The 19,543-nt window shown below is 39.5% G+C and carries 15 protein-coding genes; 11 read left to right on the top strand and 4 right to left on the bottom strand.

The features are described 5' to 3' along the window. Nucleotides 1-605 precede the first annotated feature (605 nt). The 5 genes from M3O96_RS00885 to M3O96_RS00865 all read left to right on the top strand — a co-directional run bounded on the left by M3O96_RS00885 (nucleotide 606) and on the right by M3O96_RS00865 (nucleotide 6,443). Nucleotides 606-2,387 carry a cyclic nucleotide-binding and patatin-like phospholipase domain-containing protein gene (locus M3O96_RS00885; RefSeq protein WP_249717753.1) on the top strand — a complete coding sequence of 594 codons (1,782 nt, stop codon included), beginning with the start codon at nucleotides 606-608 and terminating at the stop codon, nucleotides 2,385-2,387. A gap of 30 nt (nucleotides 2,388-2,417) precedes the next feature. Beyond that, nucleotides 2,418-3,764, top strand: coding sequence for a sensor histidine kinase (locus M3O96_RS00880; protein ID WP_249717751.1), 1,347 nt, complete (start codon nucleotides 2,418-2,420; stop codon nucleotides 3,762-3,764). 134 nt (nucleotides 3,765-3,898) lie between these two features. Continuing rightward, nucleotides 3,899-4,993, top strand: a complete 1,095-nt coding sequence (locus M3O96_RS00875; protein ID WP_249717749.1) for an ATP-binding protein — start codon at nucleotides 3,899-3,901, stop codon at nucleotides 4,991-4,993. Between the two features lie 11 nt (nucleotides 4,994-5,004). Next, nucleotides 5,005-5,382, top strand: coding sequence for a response regulator (locus tag M3O96_RS00870; protein ID WP_249717745.1), 378 nt, complete (start codon nucleotides 5,005-5,007; stop codon nucleotides 5,380-5,382). 20 nt (nucleotides 5,383-5,402) lie between these two features. Further along, the gene (locus M3O96_RS00865; RefSeq protein ID WP_249717742.1) at nucleotides 5,403-6,443 is read left to right on the top strand and encodes an adenylate/guanylate cyclase domain-containing protein; all 1,041 of its coding nucleotides are present in this window, start codon (nucleotides 5,403-5,405) and stop codon (nucleotides 6,441-6,443) included. Here M3O96_RS00865 and M3O96_RS00860 read toward each other — a convergent pair. From M3O96_RS00860 to M3O96_RS00850, 3 genes are all read right to left on the bottom strand, one after another. Then, a complete protein-coding gene (locus M3O96_RS00860; RefSeq protein WP_249717738.1) occupies nucleotides 6,425-7,528 on the bottom strand; it encodes a DegT/DnrJ/EryC1/StrS family aminotransferase in 1,104 nt (367 codons plus the stop codon). The genes M3O96_RS00865 and M3O96_RS00860 overlap by 19 nt on opposite strands. Beyond that, nucleotides 7,503-8,795 (bottom strand): glycosyltransferase family 4 protein, encoded by a 1,293-nt coding sequence (locus M3O96_RS00855; RefSeq protein WP_249717736.1) that lies wholly within the window; start codon nucleotides 8,793-8,795, stop codon nucleotides 7,503-7,505. The genes M3O96_RS00860 and M3O96_RS00855 overlap by 26 nt, the downstream gene beginning before the upstream one ends. Nucleotides 8,796-8,885: 90 nt before the next feature. Beyond that, nucleotides 8,886-9,872, bottom strand: a complete 987-nt coding sequence (locus M3O96_RS00850) for an aldo/keto reductase (RefSeq protein WP_249717735.1) — start codon at nucleotides 9,870-9,872, stop codon at nucleotides 8,886-8,888. 76 nt (nucleotides 9,873-9,948) lie between these two features. On the opposite strand from M3O96_RS00850, the gene M3O96_RS00845 reads away from it, so the two are divergent. Both M3O96_RS00845 and M3O96_RS00840 read left to right on the top strand, forming a co-directional pair. Then, nucleotides 9,949-10,338, top strand: coding sequence for a Dabb family protein (locus M3O96_RS00845; RefSeq protein WP_249717733.1), 390 nt, complete (start codon nucleotides 9,949-9,951; stop codon nucleotides 10,336-10,338). A 52-nt stretch (nucleotides 10,339-10,390) separates the two neighbouring features. Beyond that, nucleotides 10,391-11,725, top strand: coding sequence for a S41 family peptidase (locus M3O96_RS00840; RefSeq protein ID WP_249717731.1), 1,335 nt, complete (start codon nucleotides 10,391-10,393; stop codon nucleotides 11,723-11,725). Nucleotides 11,726-11,826: 101 nt separating this feature from the next. On the opposite strand, the gene M3O96_RS00835 is transcribed toward M3O96_RS00840, so the two are convergent. Then, nucleotides 11,827-12,642: an alpha/beta fold hydrolase gene (locus tag M3O96_RS00835; protein ID WP_283773930.1), complete on the bottom strand. Its 816-nt coding sequence runs from the start codon at nucleotides 12,640-12,642 to the stop codon at nucleotides 11,827-11,829. 215 nt (nucleotides 12,643-12,857) lie between these two features. On the opposite strand from M3O96_RS00835, the gene M3O96_RS00830 reads away from it, so the two are divergent. The 4 genes from M3O96_RS00830 to M3O96_RS00815 are packed head-to-tail and all read left to right on the top strand — an operon-like array spanning nucleotide 12,858 to nucleotide 19,406. Beyond that, nucleotides 12,858-13,475 carry a TetR/AcrR family transcriptional regulator gene (locus M3O96_RS00830; RefSeq protein WP_349630825.1) on the top strand — a complete coding sequence of 206 codons (618 nt, stop codon included), beginning with the start codon at nucleotides 12,858-12,860 and terminating at the stop codon, nucleotides 13,473-13,475. Next, nucleotides 13,472-14,830: a TolC family protein gene (locus M3O96_RS00825; protein ID WP_249717727.1), complete on the top strand. Its 1,359-nt coding sequence runs from the start codon at nucleotides 13,472-13,474 to the stop codon at nucleotides 14,828-14,830. Before M3O96_RS00830 ends, M3O96_RS00825 begins: the two co-directional genes overlap by 4 nt. Nucleotides 14,831-14,860: 30 nt before the next feature. Continuing rightward, nucleotides 14,861-15,988 (top strand): efflux RND transporter periplasmic adaptor subunit, encoded by a 1,128-nt coding sequence (locus M3O96_RS00820; protein WP_249717724.1) that lies wholly within the window; start codon nucleotides 14,861-14,863, stop codon nucleotides 15,986-15,988. A gap of 7 nt (nucleotides 15,989-15,995) precedes the next feature. Further along, nucleotides 15,996-19,406 carry an efflux RND transporter permease subunit gene (locus M3O96_RS00815; RefSeq protein WP_249717721.1) on the top strand — a complete coding sequence of 1,137 codons (3,411 nt, stop codon included), beginning with the start codon at nucleotides 15,996-15,998 and terminating at the stop codon, nucleotides 19,404-19,406. Nucleotides 19,407-19,543: the final 137 nt, after the last annotated feature.

Below are 19,543 nucleotides of genomic sequence, written 5' to 3'. Positions count from 1 at the left end.
TGCTAGAATCGGTTTTCATCAGGAGTCCAGAGATTCATTGAAATCAAAATTGTTTTTGGAATAAAAATAATCACCACTTAAGAATTAAACTTTTGTTTCTCAATATTTAACTTTTATATTAATAGGTCTTAACGCCTATAATTCCACATTCTAACATACTATCAAATGTTTTGCACCCAGATTCACGAGAGAAAAAATACCGAATACCCGGCATTAGCTCCATTCTGATCAATTCCCTGACATTGAATATCCGGCAAAACAAGAAATAACAAAATCCGGCGATGCGATTAATCTCGAAATGGAACTCAAAGATGTTGAAGGATACCCGTTGGAAAGAAATAGTCAAGAAAGGCCATGATCAGATGAAAGATGAATTGGAATGCTTCCCTTACCTTCTTTTTCTTTTATAAATTACTTCATTTGCTTTTGGTACTATTTACCAATATTTGCCATAACACAAAAAAGGATTCGACTCCAGATTCGGTCAAAAAACCTTCTTAAATATGGTAAAAATGGGAAAACACACAATATGTGAAACAGTTTTTCCAATAAATTTACTTTTTAGCAAAAATCAACATAAATTAAAAAAAATAAAGCCTATGGAAATGAAAAATAAATTTTATGATCATTACCGAGAGCTCCTTAGCAATCTTTTTGGGGAGATGCATGAAAGTACCCTTAGCCAGATTTTTGAAGGAGCCAAAAAAACAGAACTTGACGGAGGTGAGTATTTGTTCAGGCAAGGAGATAGCGAAAATGACCTTTATGTTGTGTTATCGGGCAGATTAAGGGCAATCAATGAGGATAAATCAGGCATTACGATTTTAGGTGATATTGCTGAAGGTGAACCTGTGGGTGAACTTGCTCTTTTTACAGATGAGCCTAGAATGGCATCTATCTTGGCGATCCGAAAATCAGTAGTGTTGAAAATCAGCAAAGCAGAATATCATGCTGTAGTTGCCAAAAACCCTCACTTTGCTTCCTCATTGACAAAGTTTGTGATCAACAGAATGCGCAGAAATGTACTGGAACAAAAAGTTGAGGCCATTCCAAAAAACATTGTTTTTATCCAGCTCCAGGAAGATTACGATCTTGGCCCATGGATAAATGAAATAAAAATTAACCTCGAAGCCCTTTCTATTCAGCCACAGGTCTTGGATGGAGCTTTTAAAAAGAATGATGGTTCCGCACCTGTCTTGGAACTAATGGAGTCTCATAATGGAGTTAATTTACTGGTATGTAGCGGCAAAGATTCAGAATGGACCAAACAATGTTTGCTATATGCTGATTTGATAATTCTGGCCTCTGATTTTTATGCAGAGTCCAATCTGTACGATATAGAAAAGAGTCATAAACTTTATGAAAATAATATACTAAACAGGAAAAAATACTTGTTGCTATTGCATCCTGAAAATAGTCCTGTCCCAGAAAATACTGCTCGATGGTTTAAAAACAGAAGTATCCATTTACATATTCATGCGAGGAAAAACAACCTTATGGATATGAGGAGGATTTGCAGGATTATTACCAATCAGGCTGTAGGCTTGGTCCTGGGTGGTAGCGGCGCAAAGGGTTACGCACATACAGGGGCAGTGAAGGCTCTTTTAAAAGCAGGTGTTGAAATTGACTTTCTCGGAGGTTCAAGTGCCGGAGCACTTTATGGAATCGGAATGACATATTCTGATTTTGATTTTGATAAAATCAATGACATCTGTGAAAAATCGTCCTCTGAAGAATTTGAAATAAATGACTTTTTCCTGACCTTCCTTTCCAAAAACAGTGGAAAAAAAGTCGGTGAATTTTCACGCAAAATTTTCAGAGATACAAATTTGGAAGACCTTTGGATCACTTCATACTGTGTTTCTACAAATATGTCAAACAATGAAGTCAAAATCCATAATACCGGATTAGTCTGGAAGCAGATACAGGAAAGTTTTTCATCTCCGGGAATCTTCCCTCCTGTAGTGGTCGAAAATCAGGTTTATGTGGATGGTGGATTATCTGAAAATATCCCTATTGAGCCAATGTATAGGTATCCTATAAAACACATCATTGCGGTTTCCCTTACTGGTTCAGAACCGGGAAAAATTGATTTAAACAATATTCCTTCTGTATGGAACCAAATTAAAGGAAAATTTAAGAAGAAAACACTGCAAGACAATCCTGTTGCTACAACAGTCATGCTAAGCTCAATGACCTTCAACCCAAAACAGCGTATGGAAATCAACAAATCAAAGGTATCTCTCTATTTTGAAATTAACCTCCGGGCGGTAAGTTTGTTGAATGATGCCAATTGGAAAAGAGTGGTCAAAAAAGGAAATGATCAAACGAAATCCTATCTAGAACAACTGCCATTAGAGGAGAAATTCTGGATAAAAAATTCTTGATGATTACTGATAAAGAGAAAGAACAGGATTATGATTTTAGAAAATATCATTTCGATTTTCATTATAAATTATCTCCGCAAAAACGTGGAGATAAACCAGGATTTCCAAAAGTGGCAAAAGCTGATAAATATGGGCATCGGCATCGGCGCAACCCTTATTTTTCTGCAAGTCACCCATTTGTTTCCTGAAGCTTTACTGTCAATTTTGACAATTTTATTGTTTGGGGGAGTGGCATACCTCTCCTACAGGGTACCTGAATTTTCTAAAGGGAAACCTTTGGTCTATGCCATCCTGCCATTTATGATCATCTCTTCTGCAGGCCAATTGATCGGCATTGTGGGTACTGACTTTTTTTCAAAGATTGAAAATTACTTTGAGGCTGCGGAATTCTTCGCGATTCTCTGGGCAGTTTCTATCTGGTGGAGTGGAAGAAAACAGAAAAAAGCCCTGGAAATCGAGCGCCTCAAAGCCATAGAAAAGGAAAGGGAGTATGAGATTACACAAAAACTTAAGGCCGAACTGGAGATTCAGGTAATGGCACGCACCTCCGAACTTACCCGGCAAAAAGAAGAATTGGAAAAAACCTTAGAGGAACTAAAATCTACCCAAAGCCAGCTGATCCATGCGGAGAAGATGGCTTCGCTAGGGGAACTGACAGCCGGTATCGCCCATGAGATCCAAAATCCATTAAACTTCGTCAATAACTTTTCTGAAGTCAGTGAGGAATTGTTACAGGAACTCAAACAGGAACTGGATAAAGGCGACATCGAAGAAGCAAAAGCACTATCGGACGATGTGATACAAAACCTTAAAAAGATCCATCACCATGGCAAGAGGGCTGACGGCATCGTCAAAGGAATGCTGCAACATAGTAGGACAGGTACAGGACAAAAGGAACCGACAGACATGAATGAATTGGCAGACGAATTTTTGAGATTGTCCTACCATGGATTGCGGGCCAAAGACAAGTCATTCAATGCTGATTTTAAAATGGATTTTGATCCGAATTTACCTTTGGTCAATATCGTGCCACAGGATATAGGAAGGGTTTTCCTTAACCTTATAAACAACGCATTCTATGCCTGTGGAAATTCAGAATTCAGAATTCAGCATTCAGAATTAACACCCACTGTCACCGTTTCGACCAAAAATCTTGGTTCCAAAGTACAGATCACCATTTCTGACAATGGTCCCGGAATTCCGGAAGAAATCAAAGACAAGATCTTCCAGCCTTTCTTCACCACCAAACCCACCGGCCAAGGGACAGGATTGGGATTGTCATTGAGTTATGATATCATTAAAGCCCATGGAGGCGAAATAAAAATAAAGTCAAAACTTGGAAAAGGCACCCAATTCCAAATTGAATTGCCGGTTTAAACCGATGTTGATTATTATTGGTTTAGACCATAAAAAACGAATGAGCTAAAATGAATCTAGATACAAAAGTTTCCAAAATTCCAAATACCAAATAGAATCTGTATTTTACATTTCAAATCGATAGGTTTAAATTCATGGAAGCACCAAACAGACAAAGTAGAAACATTACCAGAGCCCGTGTTTTTGTTATTTCTTTTGTGGTTTTAATTGTTTTGCTGCCAAAACTAGTAATTGCGCAGGTAGGCCTCGCTTCTGATTCTTCCCCCGTGAATTCAAGTTGGTGGATTATATTAGCAGTCTTTGTTGTACTGATTGGAATTGGATATTTTATTTTTACCTCTCAAAAAAACAAGGCTGTTGCCATGGAAAGGGAAAAATGGCGGATAAATAAGGAATCCTTGCAAGCTGAAATCGACAAATTATCTGAAACCAATAAAGTAATACAAGATCAATTGATCCAACAGGAAAAGCTGGCAAGTTTGGGTCAGTTGACAGCCGGGATCGCACATGAGATCAAAAATCCTTTGAACTTTGTCAACAACTTTTCAGAACTGAGCATAGAATACGTGGATGAGATCAGTGAATCTGTGGAGAAATTGAATCAAAACGGAGCAACGGAAGACATCAAATTACTTCTTGGCGACGTCAAAGGTAATCTCACTAAAATCCTACAGCATGGGTCAAGAGCAGATGGGATCGTGAGGTCCATGCTGATGCATTCCCGTGGCGGAAAAGGCATCAAAGAACCCACTGACCTGAATGAATTGATCAAGGAATATGTAAACTTGGCATTCCATGGCATGAGGGCTAACAAGAACCCGATCAATGTGGACATCAAAGTCCAATTGGAAGAAGGCCTTCCCAAAGTGATGCTCAACCCTGAGGATTTTAGCAGGGTGATTTTGAACCTTTGCAAAAATGCTTTCGATGCAATGCGGGACAAAGCTGAAATATTAGGGAAAGATTTTCTTCCCACACTTTCAGTCAACACCAAAAACCTGGATGACAGTGTAATGGTTGTCGTAGAAGACAATGGACCCGGTGTAGCAAACGATATCAAAGACAAGTTGTTGATGCCTTTTTTTACCACCAAAAAAGGGACAGAAGGCACCGGACTTGGACTCAGTATCACGCATGATATTGTCAAAGACCATGAAGGCGTATTGGAGATAGATTCTGTAGTGGGAGAATATACGAGATTTATAATTTTGATACCTAAGACCCAATAAATTTTGTTGCTATGAAAATATTGATTGTTGATGATGAAAAAGATGTTGAGATGCTTTTTCGACAGAAATTCAGGAAAGAAACCAAGTCAGGTAATCTTGAACTGATTTTTGCATTTTCAGGAGCGGAAGCCTTGAGTATTTTGGGGGAATCTGACCCACCTTCAGTGGTGTATGTTTTCTCGGATATCAACATGCCGGGAATGACTGGATTGGAATTGCTTGATCAGGTCAAAAAACGATTTCCCCAAATCAGCGTAAGTATGATTTCAGCTTATGGAGACAGTGATAACTACAACAAAGCGATCAAATCAGGAGCAAAGGAATTTTTTACCAAACCGATAGATTTTGAATCCCTTCGAAATGAGATTCAGGATCTGATGAAAGTTTAAAATATAGGTTAAAAATGAATATGGCAAAGATATTAGTAGTAGATGATGAGGCCGATTTGGAGATTCTGATCAGACAGAAGTTCAGACAAAAAATCCGTGAAAATGAATACGAATTTGTATTTGCGATGAATGGAAGACATGCCTTGGAGCAACTTGTCCAACATAAAGATATAGATATGGTGCTCAGCGATATCAATATGCCTGAGATGGACGGATTGACTTTGTTGACCAAATTGAATGAAAGCAACTCCCTACTGAAATCAGTGATCGTATCTGCCTATGGAGACATGGACAATATCCGGATTGCCATGAACCGTGGCGCATTTGATTTTGTGACAAAGCCCGTGAACTTTGCAGATCTGGAAATCACGATAGAAAAAACCATCAAGCATGTCAAAGCCATCAAGGAAACCTTAAAAGCTATCAAGGAAAACAACATTCTCAAAATGTATGTCGATGAAACTGTACTGAATTTTATGGTTGGCAAAGAAATGGAGTCCTCCTTTTTTGACAATGAAATAATAGACGGTACTGTGGCATTTATCGACATTTGTGGATTCACAGCAATCAGCGAAAATGAACCTGCCGACTTGGTCGTCAACATGCTAAATGCCTATTTTGACATCATGGTGCAAGAAATCATCAGTGAAAACGGCGTTGTTGACAAATTTATGGGAGATGCAATTTTGGCAACTTTTAAAGGCGAAGAGCACCTAGAGAGAGCGCTTCGGGCATGTTCCTCGATTAGGGCAAAAATTCATGAAGCCAAAATTGGATTAGAATCAGGAACTTACAAGCCCGATGTTTCTATAGGGATCAATACAGGCGACATGGTTTGGGGAAACATTGGTTCGGCCACACTCAAAAGGCTGGATTATACAGTCATTGGTGATACGGTGAATGTGGCTGCAAGACTTCAGGCTGCTGCAAACAGGGGACAGATATTGGTAAGTGAAGCTTGCTATGAAGCAGCTAAAAATTCTTTTCATTTTGAAAAAGTCGGGGCTTTTGATTTGAAAAACCGGGAGAAATCTGTGCTGACCTATGAAGTTTTGGAATAGAATTCACGGATTGCTTTGCAAACCCTGAGGATTTGACTTTTGTCCATGTAGGGATTTAAAGGTAATGACAACACTGTTTGGGTCATTTTTTCAGAAACAGGAAATTGGGTCTCTGAAAAATATGGTCTCATTTTTGGGATAATTCCGGGATAATGGATGGCAGTACCAATTTCTTTTTCCATCAAGAAAGACTTCAATCCATCACGATAACCAGTTTGAACTACGAAAAGATGACAATTGTGGCTTGTATCTAGCAGACCAATCGGCAGGTTCAAATCCCCAATACCCTTCAATTGTTTCAGGTATATTTTGGCAAGTTCTTTCCGCTTTTTTTGAAATGAATCATAATGCCCAAACATCACATTCAAAAATCCGGCTTGGATAGTATCAATGCGTGAATTTTTCCCAACCAACTCGTGGTGGTCACGAGTGGATTGTCCATGGTTGATCCACTTCTTGATCCTGTTGGCAAGTTTTTCATGATTAGTGGTGATCCCTCCGGCCTCGCCGATTGCGCCAAGGTTTTTGGTAGGGTAAAAACTAAAACATCCAATGTCTCCCCAGTTGCCTGCCCTTTTTCCGTTTTGTATAGCACCAAAACCCTGAGCATTGTCTTCAATTACATAGATTCTCTTTTGTGATGCCCAGGTCATCAATTTGTGCATGTCCACCATTTTGCCATAAAGGTGAACCGGAATGATGGCTTTTGTATGTGGGGTGATTAATTCTTCCATGAGATTTAAATCCATCAATCCCGATTGGTCAGTGTCTACAAAAACAGGTTTGGCACCAACCAAAATAACAGCTTCTGCAGTCGATACCCATGTCAATGCCGGGACGATGACTTCATCTCTAGGCCCAATCTTCAAGGCACGCAGGGCTACTTCTAATGCATCAGTGCCGTTTGCACAAGCTATGGCGTACCTTGCTCCAAGATAAGTGATGAGGTTTTGTTCGAATAAAGCCACTTCCTCTCCTCCAGAAAAAATCCCGTTTTCTAACATGATGTCAAATTTCTTCCCAAGTACCATTTGAATTTCCTTTGGGATGAGACTAAGGTCAAGAAATGGAATTGGTTTGTACATCTAGGAGTTGAGCAAGTTGAAGGCTAAGGTTTTTTCTGGAATACTTTTCCAAATTTAAAGAAGTTTTGTATTCCATTTGCGGTTTAAAATCGCGGAGAAAATCTTCTATTCCCCGACTGTCGTCATGGCGGAATACTTTTCCGCAATTTGAATCATTAAGGATTTTTGCGCTGTCACCATTGGGATCACCCAAAGCAAGAATTGGTCTTCCTGTAGCCATGTATTCAAAAAGCTTTCCTGGAATATTTCCTTGTGCATTTTTGGTGTCAGTCAGGATCAAAAGCTGCAAATGTGCCTTTTGGTAAAAGGAAAATACTTCTTTATGAGAAACATACCCCTCCAACCTGACCTGATTATGAAACCAAGGATCGGATTTAATGGTAGCGGTCACATTTTCAGAAACTTTGCCCACAAACCTTAAAGTGACATCTTTACCGGTTTTTTCAAAAGTCGCTTTAAGTGCTTCCAAGAAAGGAATAGGATTTCGGATCGCGTCAATAACGCCGGTATAAAGGATTTCAATCCCATCTGAGGATGTTTGGAGGTCATCCCAATTTTCAGGCAAATCAGTCGTATCAAAACCATTTGTCAGCAAATGGACTTTTCTGCCCGAAAGGATTTCAAAGTCTTTTTGGAAAGTAGGGCTAATGGTAATTATTGCATCCGATTCCTTCAAAACTTCTTTTTCCAAAGTTTCATGCTTTTTTCTTACCCACTTCATCATAGGAAGCGTGTCCAGAAATTCCCATTTGGACCATGGATCTCTAAAATCTGCGAGCCAGGTAATCCCTGTTTTTCTTTTGAGCTGTAATCCTATCAGATGAAGACTGTGTGGGGGACCTGTGGTGATGATGGCGTCAAACTGTCCCTTTTCAATCAAATCCGTCAAAAATCCAACTGAGGGTTTTACCCAAAATCTCCTTGGGTCAGGAATCAAGGCATTGGCCCTGAGCCAGATTCCTGCTTTGTCAGTCAGTGATTTTTGCTTTTTTCCCAATACTTTGGCCGTATCGGTAAGTTTTTCTTTTTTAAATTTTCGAAACAACCCGTAAGGCTCCCAAATCGGAAATTTCAGCACTTCCGTAGAGGGAAGAATTTCCTTCAGCATGCTTTCGTCTTTCAATTCAAAATCAGGATTTTCAGGAGTGAAGATGACAGGTTCCCAACCAAAATCCGGCAAATATTTTGCAAACTTCAACCATCGCTGTACACCCGAACCTGCGGAAGGTGGCCAATAATAAGTGATGATCAGTACACGCTTAGACATTAATACAGTTGACAGTGTTCAGTAAACAGTTTGGTAAATTTGGGTATTTAGGTTCACCTTATTCGATTTTGGAAGCAGCCTATTCAATCCTTACCATAAATGATGAATGTCAGCCTTGAAGTATTTACTATAAATATGTCTGACTGCTTCCATTTGGCTGATAGAAATTTCCGGAAGTTGTGAAGCTTCCACATTGTTGATTACCTGCTCGACCTTGGATGCCCCCGGGATAACTGTACTCACCTGGGGAAACATCAACACCCATCTGATCGCCCATGTGGCTAAAAATTCATCTCCTTGAAATAATTCCTTCAGTTCCTCTACGGCCTGCAATCCTTTTTGGTAATCAACACCTGAAAAAGTTTCTCCTTTGTCAAATGCTTCCCCATGTCTGTTGAACTCCCGGTGATCATCCTTTGAAAATACCGATTCTTCAGTCAGCTTTCCGGTCAATAGTCCACTTGCCAGTGGAACACGGGCGATGATTCCAAACTTGTCAATTTCAGACTGTGAGAACAATGTTTCCGAAGGTTTCAACCTAAACATGTTAAAAATGATTTGTATAGAAGAAACGATCTCATATTTCATGGCGGCCAATGCCTCATCGACAGTTTCTACACTGACACCCATGGCATGGATTTTTCCTTCTTCTTTCAGTTTTTCAAACAGTTCGAATATCTCATCCCGCATATATACAGGAGTAGGAGGGCAGTGGAGTTGGATGAGGTCAATGCCATCCAAACCGGTATTTTGAAGAGAGCCTTCCACAAAAGCCCTCAGGATTTTGGGTGTGTATCCTGCATTGATATGGGGTTGGATCTGCCTTCCACATTTGGTTGCGACAAAAATTCTCTCAGGACTCTCTCTCACCGCTTTTCCTACCGCAGCTTCACTCAATCCTCCATCATAGACATCTGCTGTATCCATAAAATTGATCCCCTTATCGATCGCTGTATGGATAATTCTATTGGCCAATTTGTCATCAAAAGTCTTTCCCCATCCTCCGCCGACCTGCCATGTGCCCAAAGAAATCTCTGAAATAGACCACTCTGTTTTTCCAAGTTTCCTGTATTTCATGTCGTTTTGATTATTTTGGCTATCAATTTCAGGAAGCAATTTAAATTTTTATATTTAGAACCTAGAATTAATGATTATGAAATCCAGAAGAAAATTTCTCCAAACTTTAACCGTTGCCGGTGCGGCAGCAACTTTACCTATTTCACTTATGGCAGAACAAACAGCAAAACAAAAAATGATTCACCAGGTATTTTTCTGGCTGAAAGATGGCGAAGATGTCAAAGATTTTTTGAAGGAAGCATCAGTCTTGGGAAAATGTAAAACAGTTGAAAAATCTTACATGGGTGTCCCAGCTCCCACAGAGGCGAGGTCTGTAGTTGACCACAGTTATCAGGTGGCCTGTACTTTGTTTTTTGGAAGTATTGAAGATCAGATTATCTATCAAACCGATCCGATGCATTTAGCTTTTATAGAAAAAAACTCAAACAAGTGGTCAAGTGTAAAAGTTTATGACTTTGTGATTTAAACCATTTTAGTCACATTATACGTTTATTGAAAAAGTCATTTTAATGTAGCATATGAAAAAATTAAGATTTCCCCTTTTGAGTTTGATTGCCTTGTCATTCATATTGATTTCCTCCTGCAATCCTGAGGAAGAAGTTCCCGCTGTTGTACAGGAAGATGTTGTCAAGAAGGCGATTTTCGATTCCATGAAGGAATGGTATTATTGGGAAGCGGAATTACCGCAAACGTTAGATGTTTCAAAGTTTGCATCCAATCAAGAAGTTTTGGATGAGTTAATGTTCAGGCCTTTGGACAGATGGTCTTACCTGACCACCCGAGCCCAGTTTGATGCGGCATTTACCGGTCAAGCCTCAGGGGCGCATGGTTTTAGTTTTGCATTTGATCAAGATGAAAAACTATTTGTTGCCTTTGTTTACGACGAAGCCCCTGCAGGAAAGGACGGATGGAAAAGAGGTTGGCAGATTATAGAAATAAACAATAAACCTATTTCATCATATAAAACAAGTACAGGAAGTTATTCATTTAATTTGGGTACAAATGAAATAGGTGTGACCAATACCTTTAAGTTTAGGTTGCCTGATGGCGCAGAAACGACACGTACAATTCAGAAAGGGGCATTTCAAACCAATTCGGTATTGTATAAGGACGTATATGAAGTAGGTACAAAAAAAGTCGGACATTGGGTGTATCAGAGTTTCAGGGCTACTGCGGGACTCACACCTACCCGAAGTCAAGAAGTAGAAGAACTTTTCAATTACTTCATATCCGAGGGGATTGATGAATTGATTATTGACCTAAGGTATAACGGAGGGGGATCTGTAGCGGTAACCGAGCAGATTTTGAATTATATCGCTCCAGCAAGGATAAACGGCAGGGTGATGTACACCAACAAACATAACGGAAATAAATTTTCCAACAACCGTTCAGTAAATTTCTCCAAAAAAGGAAATCTTGAACTTGATAGGATTATTTTCATTACCTCAAGAGGCTCAGCATCAGCATCCGAATTATTGGTCAATTGCCTTGAACCATACATGGACTTGGTACTTGTGGGGGATAATACATACGGCAAGCCTGTAGGTTCATTCCCACTCTCAACTTTCAACAGAAATCTTTCTGGTAATAATGTGGAATTGGTTCCGATCACCTTCGCTATTGCCAATTCAGATGGAAGGGCAGAATACTTCGATGGTTTTCCTGTCAACTTCGCCGTTGGAGATGATCCTGCGAGAAATTGGGGTGACAAAGAAGAAAAGAGGTTGAAGGCTGCTTTGGAATTTATCCAAAACGGTAGTGTGAGTGCTAGAATGAAAAATACTTCTTTCAAGCCAAAGTGGGAAATGATTGATGCGTTTGAAGGATTGCAGAAAGAGTTTCCGATGTATTGACTTTAAAATATTGATATGCAATAATAAAACAAAAAAAGCGGCATTTGAGCCGCTTTTCTTATTTCTAAAGTACCTTTCCTCTGGATAGGGCTTTTTATTTTTTAACGGATATTTTTACTAGTTGATTTTTGTGAAAGAAAACTGGATGTTTCTTCAATTAAAGAATTGTGACCTGAATTCAATTCAATCAATTCAATATGAGGGATTTTTGAACTGAAAAGGCTTAGATTTTCTGAAGTGACCATTTTATCATATGTTCCTGTAAATAGAGAAACCGGAGTTTGGTTCAACCTAATCATCTTGATGATTTGCCCCAAATCCGGTTGCAGTGGCTTGAATACATTCCAGGTAAAATACACCTGAGCCCTCATCGTACGGGTTTTCATCTGAGATTTCACAAATTTGATCAGGCTATTTTGGAGTAATCCCAATCCGTGAAAAAAATCCATTGTTCTGAAAAATCTTTCCGGGTGAAAAACGACATGCTGAAAAAGTCGGTTGAGAAAACCTGGAAACGTAGCCATGTTGTACCAAAAGCCTGTCTTGATACCATCTGGTGCTATCAGAAGAAGCGATTGGATAAAATTTGGAAATAATTCATATGTGATCAGACAGAATTTCCCTCCCATGCTGTAGCCCACAAGGTGAAATTTTTCAAATTTCTCTTTTTGCATCAGTAGCACCACGATTTCCCTCCAAATTTCTTTGGTCAGTTTTTGGTTTACCGATTTCCAGCTGCTTTGTCCATGATAAAACATGTCAAAAACCAGATAACATTCATTTTCTTTCCTCAAGGATAAAAATGAATCGTACGCTTTCATGTTTTGTCCGAATCCATGGAAAAGTAAATGTATATTCTTACCAGTTCCATGTTTTTTGTAAGCCAAATGACCGAAACTGGTCTCCAGAAATTCCATTTTTTAAATTAAAATAAAATATAAACAAAGGTAACTTTTGTAAATTATTAATTTCCAAAAATTGAATTTATTGGTATAATGTATGGATAATGGTAAAATAAAGAAATTAAGTACTTCATTAAGTTACTATTAATCAATTTATCGAAATATTATTTTAAAAAAAACTTTAGAAACTTTGAACTTTCAAATAGTTTCCTGAGTTTTGTCTCCTAATCATGGAAAATTTGGAGACAAGAAATAAAATAATTGAAACAGCCGCCGAACAGTTTATGCGGTTTGGTATAAGGTCTGTGACAATGGATGACATAGCACGTCAGGCCGGCATGTCCAAGAAGACCATTTATCAGGAATTTACTGACAAAAACCATTTGGTGTTCGAAACATTTGCTGCCTCACTGGAACGGGACAAGTGCATGATGGAAACCTTCCCGAAACTGACTGATGGCATCATTGAGCATCTGGTGGGTGTTTCTACCTACATGAGAAAACGTTTTGCGGATATGAATCCTCTCGTCATGAATGAACTGCAGCGTTACTTTCCCCAATGTTGGCAGTTATTTGAAGATTTCAAGCAGACGCACATAGTAAAGGAAGTAGTAGCTGTACTGGAGAAGGGTAAAGAAGAAGGTTTTTTTAGACCAGAGATCAACAACGAAATCATTGCTTTGCTAAGAATGGAACAGATGATGATCACTTTTGATCCAATCAAATTTCCCCCATCAAAATACAATATGGTCGATTTACAGATAGAAATTTTCGAACACTTTCTTTATGGGATTTTTACAGATAAAGGGAGAGAAGCATACTTAAAACAGAAAAACGAAAACCAATGAAAACCACAGCCAAAAAGCTTTTGGGAATAGGGATATTCCTTTTTGCTATGTTGAATGAAGGACATGCACAATCCGAAAAAGTCCTGCAATTGACACTTGAAGAAAGCCTAAGCTATGCACTGGAAAACAATGTGAATGCCAAAAATGCACAATTGGAGACCATGATAGCAAAAGCCCAGATTATTGAGCGCCGGTCATCCGGTTTGCCACAGATTAAGGGTAGTTATGACATCACACACAATGTAGCCATTCCGATAGTCTTTGTACCGAATGAAGGCGGATTCTTTCAACCTGACGTTGATTCGGATGTTCTTCCTTTAAGATTTGGTGTCAATTACAGTTCTGCCTTGGTCGTCCAGCTTAACCAAATGATTTTTGACGGATCATACTTCGTTGGCCTAAAAGCAGCAAGGACTTACAAAATGCTCACTGATTTTGATAGAGAAAAAAGCGACATCGATGTAAAAGAAACCATCAAAAAAGCCTATTTCTCTGTATTGGTAAATGAGCAAAGGAATTTGTTGATTGGCGCAAACCTCGGCAGACTTGATACCTTATTGAAAGAAACGGAGGCTTTGTTTGAAGCTGGGTTTTCAGAAAAAATCGATGTGTCAAGGATCAAAGTTCAACGAAACAATCTAAAAACTGAAATGGACCGGGTCAAAGCAGCCCGTGACATCAGCCTTCAGCTGTTGAAACTACAGATGGGACTTCCTATGGAATATGATATCATCCTGAGCGAAAGCCTGATTGACCTCAACAGCCGGGAAGAGATAGATGAATTATTTGCCTTTCAGGGCACCAGAAGGGTGGAAATGGACCAGATTAACACCAACATCGATTTGGTGGATTTGGATATCAAGTTTAGCCAGTCGCAGTATATTCCAAACCTTGACTTTTTTGGAACTTACCAAAGAAATGGTGCAGCACAGTCGCCTGGATTAATTTGGGAAAGTGAAAGGTGGTTTACAGGTGCTTTTATAGGCTTGAGATTGAGCATTCCGATTTTTGACGGTTTGTTGAAAAGCTCACAGATCCAACAAAAAAGAGCCCAACTTGGGCAATTGGAAAACCAAAAATTGTTTATGGAAAGCAATATCGAAGTTGAAAAATTTCAGGGAAGAACTAACCTTGAAAATAACCTGAGGGCACTTAGGGTGCAGCAAGAAAACAGAGAGTTAGCAATGGAAGTATTCAGGATGGCAAAAATCAAATACGATGAGGGTGTAGGTTCAAATCTCGAAGTGGTAGAGGCTGATTCAGCATTGAAAGATGCCGAAAACAACTATTTCTCAGCGCTTTATGATGCTTTGATTGCCAAAGTGGATCTGGAAAAAGCATTGGGTTTATTATAATTTATCTAAAGAAATAACATAAAGAAAAATATGAAAACGAATTTGACCTTTTTAATCATCACCATTTTGGTTTTGGCTGCATCATGTAGCCCCAAAGATGAGATCAGCATCAAAAAAGAAGAATTGGCAAAAATGAAATCAGATGCTGCCAATCTTAGAAATTCCATAGAAGCCCTTGAAAAAGAACTAGCTGTAATGGATCCTGAATTTGCGAAAGAAAACAGAAAATCTGTTTTGGTTTCTACTCTCAATGCTGAAAAAAAACACTTTGAGCATTTTGTTGATGTTACCGGCTCAGTATTATCTAAAAAGAATGTCAGCATTTCAGGTGAAGTTTTGGGGAGAATCCAAGAAATCGTCGCTGTCGAAGGAATGCGGGTGAATAAAGGCCAGATTTTGGCTAAGATCGATGCGGAGTCCATCCTTAGAAATATCGAAGAGGTCCAAAAACAGCTTGAGTTGGCTACAATCCTTTTTGACAAGCAGGAAAGGTTATGGAAGCAGCAGATCGGAACAGAAATCCAATATTTGGAATCAAAAAACAGGAAAGAATCGCTTGAGACAAACCTTGCAACATTGAAAACACAACAATCCAGAACTTTGGTAAGGGCTCCCTTCAACGGAACAGTGGAAAGTGTACAGGTTAGATTAGGAGAGCTTGTGCAGCCTGGAGTTCCGATGTTCCAGTTTGTTGGGGAAAGTGACTTGTTTATCGAAGCAGATGTGTCTGAAAGGTATGTTGGCTTGATTCAGAGAGGAGATTCTGTTGAGATCAGTTTTCCTTCGATCAATAAATCATTGAACGCCAAGATCACTTCTGTAGGAGCCATCATCAATCCAAACAACAGGACTTTCAAAGTTGAAATCGCTGTTCCTTCTTTGGAATATTTGAAGCCCAATATGATTTCGGTCATCAAGATCAAGGATTATGAAAATTTAACCGCAGTTACTGTACCCAATTACCTGATCCTTCAGGATAACAAAGGTGATTATGTGTTTACTGTGGATGAAAGCGTGAGTAAGAAAAGGTATATCAAAAGAGGAAAGACGTACCAAGAAGTAACTGAAGTCCTTGAAGGATTGACTGGATCAGAAGTCCTTATCGACAAAGGTTTTAGAGAAGTGGGTGATAATTTTGTTGTAAACATTGCCAAGTAATTTTGTTATGGCAGAGATAGAAGAAAAGAAAAAAGGAGTGATTCGGGAATTTGGGATCAGTTCCTTTTCCGTAGACAATCAGATATCCGTGATCATACTCGTGATCATTATCACGTTTTTGGGATTGGGTGCATATAGGACGATGCCGAAGGAAAGTTTTCCTGAGATCATCATTCCGACAGTGTATGTGGGTACAACTTATCCCGGAAACTCTCCGGTGGATATAGAAAATTTGATCACCAGACCGATCGAGAAAGAGCTCAAATCGCTCAATAACGTCAAAAACATCACCTCAACCTCTGTACAGGATTTTTCCTCCATAGTGGTGGAATTCAATCCAGGAGTAGAGATTGCCAAAGCAATCCAAGATGTGAAAGACGCTGTGGACAAATCCAAAAGCGAACTCCCTACCGATCTAGATCAGGAGCCTGATGTATTGGAAATCAATACCTCGGATTTCCCAATCATGAATGTCAATATTTCAGGTAACTATTCAGAAGAAGAGTTGAAGAAATATGGGGAATTCTTGGAGGACGAGATCGAAAAGCTGGCAGAAATATCCAAAGCGGAATTGCGTGGAACGATTGAAAGGGAAATTCGTGTGGATGCTGACATCTACAAAATGGAAGCTTTGGGAGTTTCATTCAGTGATATTTCTGATGCTATTTCGCAAGAAAACGTGACCATTTCAGGAGGAAATATTCTTACAGGAGATTTTAGAAGATCCTTAAGGATCACCGGGGAATTCAAATCACCTGATGAATTGAATGACATCATTATCAAAACCGAGGAGAGCAAGATAGTTTATCTCCGTGATGTCGCTACTGTCACAGATACTTATAAGGAAAGAACTAGCTATGCGCGAAGCAATAAACTCCCGGTAGTCACTGTAAACGTGATCAAAAGGAGTGGGGAAAACCTTTTGGATGCAGCTGATAAAATCAAGATTATCATCCAAGAGGCAAAGGCACAACGATTTCCACAGGATTTGCAGATCAGCATCACCAACGACCAATCTAAGACGACAAGGGCTCAAGTAGCCGATCTGGAAAACAGCATCATCTTCGGTGTGATCTTGGTGGTCTTGGTATTGATGTTTTTTCTGGGTTTCCGAAATGCCCTTTTTGTGGGTATTGCGATTCCTCTTTCCATGTTTATCTCCTTCCTGATTTTGAGTTCACTTGGGATTTCCCTCAACCTGATGGTGTTATTCGCTTTGATTCTCGCTTTGGGTATGTTGGTGGATAATGGTATCGTGGTCGTGGAAAATATCTACCGGTTGATGGGAGAAGGTTTGTCCCCTGTAAGGGCAGCAAAAGAAGGTGTGGGCGAAGTGGCATGGCCGATTATTACATCTACAGCCACAACCCTGGCGGCCTTCCTTCCTTTGGCATTTTGGGATGATATCATTGGGGAATTTATGAAATACCTCCCCATCACCTTGATTATTGTGTTGTCCTCCTCTTTGTTTGTGGCCTTGGTTGTCAATCCTGTATTGACTTCTATGTACATGAAAGTAGAAAATCTCAACGGGATAAAGCCGAAGAAAAAACCCTTGGTCGTTGCTTTGGTTTTGGCTGTTTTGGCAATCATTTGTTACCTGATAGGTTGGATTGCGTTTGGAAATCTTTTGATGCTTGGCGCAATCTTGACCGTGTTTAATGTCTTTGTCCTAAGAGGTGCAATTAGATGGTTCCAGAATATCTTTCTGGTAAGGTTGGAAAACCTTTATGAAAGCACTTTGGGATTTGCACTGAAGGGAAAGAATCCTTACCTGTTCTTTGGAGGAACTGTTCTCTTGTTGTTTTTGAGTATTGTTTTGCTGGGATTAAGGGCTCCAAAAGTGCTTTTCTTTCCTGATAACGAACCTGCTTTGGTCAATGTCTTTATTGAAAACCCGATTGGAACCGATACTGAAGCGACCAATTCATTTATGGTGGATAGGATGGAGGGTGATCTTTTGAATTTACTTCAGCCATATGGAAATATCATCGAGTCGGTCATCACCCAGGTAGGTGAGGGAACAGGCGATCAAACCATGGGTCCAAGTATCGCCAACACTCCTCACAAAGCAAAAATCACAATCAGTTTTGTGGAATCTCAATTCAGAGGGGGAGTCAATACGAATAAAATCATGGATGAAATCCGTGATATGGTGGAAGTTTATCCTGGAGTTTTGGTAACTGTAAATAAGCAGACCAATGGACCTCCTGTAGGAAAACCGGTGAATATTGAGGTGAGTGGTGAGAATTTCGAACAATTGATTGGCTTTGTTGGTCAATTCAGAGAGGACTTGGCTTCTGCAAATGTTCCGGGGATTGAAGAATTAAAGTCTGACCTTGAATTGGGAAGCCCGGAAGTGATTTTGAATATTGACAGAGAAAATGCCCGACGTTTTGGACTTTCCACCTCTACTATAGCCAATGAACTGAGAACGGCCTTGTTTGGTCTTGAAGTTTCCAAATACAAGGAAGGGGAAGAAGATTATCCAATCCAATTGAGGCTCAAGGATGAATATCGTTATGATATTTCTTCTTTGATCAATAAAAAAATCAACTTCAGAGATAAATTTGGAAACAAAAAAGAGGTGCCTATCTCCGCTGTGGCGGACCTTCAATATGGATCTACTTTCGGTTCGGTCAAAAGGAAAGACCTAAACAAAGTCATCACCATCTTCTCCAATGTGACGGATGGCTATAATCCTACTGAGATCAATAACCAATTGAAAGAGTTGGTTGCCCAATATGATGTTCCTGATGGTGTGACGGTAAAATTTACCGGAGAGCAGGAAGAACAGGCCAAATCCACGGCCTTCTTGATGAATGCTTTGATTATTGCCATTTCGGTGATATTCCTGATTATAGTTGCACAATTTAATTCCGTGACAACACCATTGATCATCATGGCATCTGTAGTTTTGAGTACCATTGGGGTATTCTTGGGGTTGGTGATTTTCAACATGGACTTTGTGGTGATCATGACTGGTATCGGTATCATATCTCTTGCAGGTGTGGTCGTTAACAACGCCATTGTATTGATAGATTATACAGATCTCGTGAGACAAAGGAGAAGGGAAGAGTTGGATACACCTGAAGGAGAATTCCTTCCGATTGATGAATTGCTTGGAAGTATCATCCTCGCCGGAAAGACAAGGTTGAGACCTGTTTTGCTGACAGCGATTACCACAGTTCTTGGCTTGATACCATTGGCCATAGGTATGAACATCAATTTCGGGACTTTATTGAGTTCTTTTGATCCTCAATTTTATGTTGGAGGAGACAATGCTGCTTTTTGGGGACCGATGGCATGGACAGTGATATTTGGTCTAACCTTTGCAACATTCCTGACGTTAGTAGTCGTACCTGTCATGTATTTATTGGCAGATAAATTAAACATGTTGATTCGTAGAATGAAATAGCATGATTAAATAAAGGTTGGTGGTTTTTAAATGTTAAAACTCTCGGAGTCATATTCCGGGAGTTTTTTATTTTTAGGCAAAAGTAATGTCAGTCAATGAAGGAAATCCTTATTTTTGCAACCTTAAACTTAATTTTT

Source organism: Aquiflexum sp. TKW24L (assembly GCF_023502205.1).
In the GTDB taxonomy this organism is placed as follows: domain Bacteria; phylum Bacteroidota; class Bacteroidia; order Cytophagales; family Cyclobacteriaceae; genus Cognataquiflexum.
This window is presented reverse-complemented; position numbering and strand designations above follow the sequence as displayed.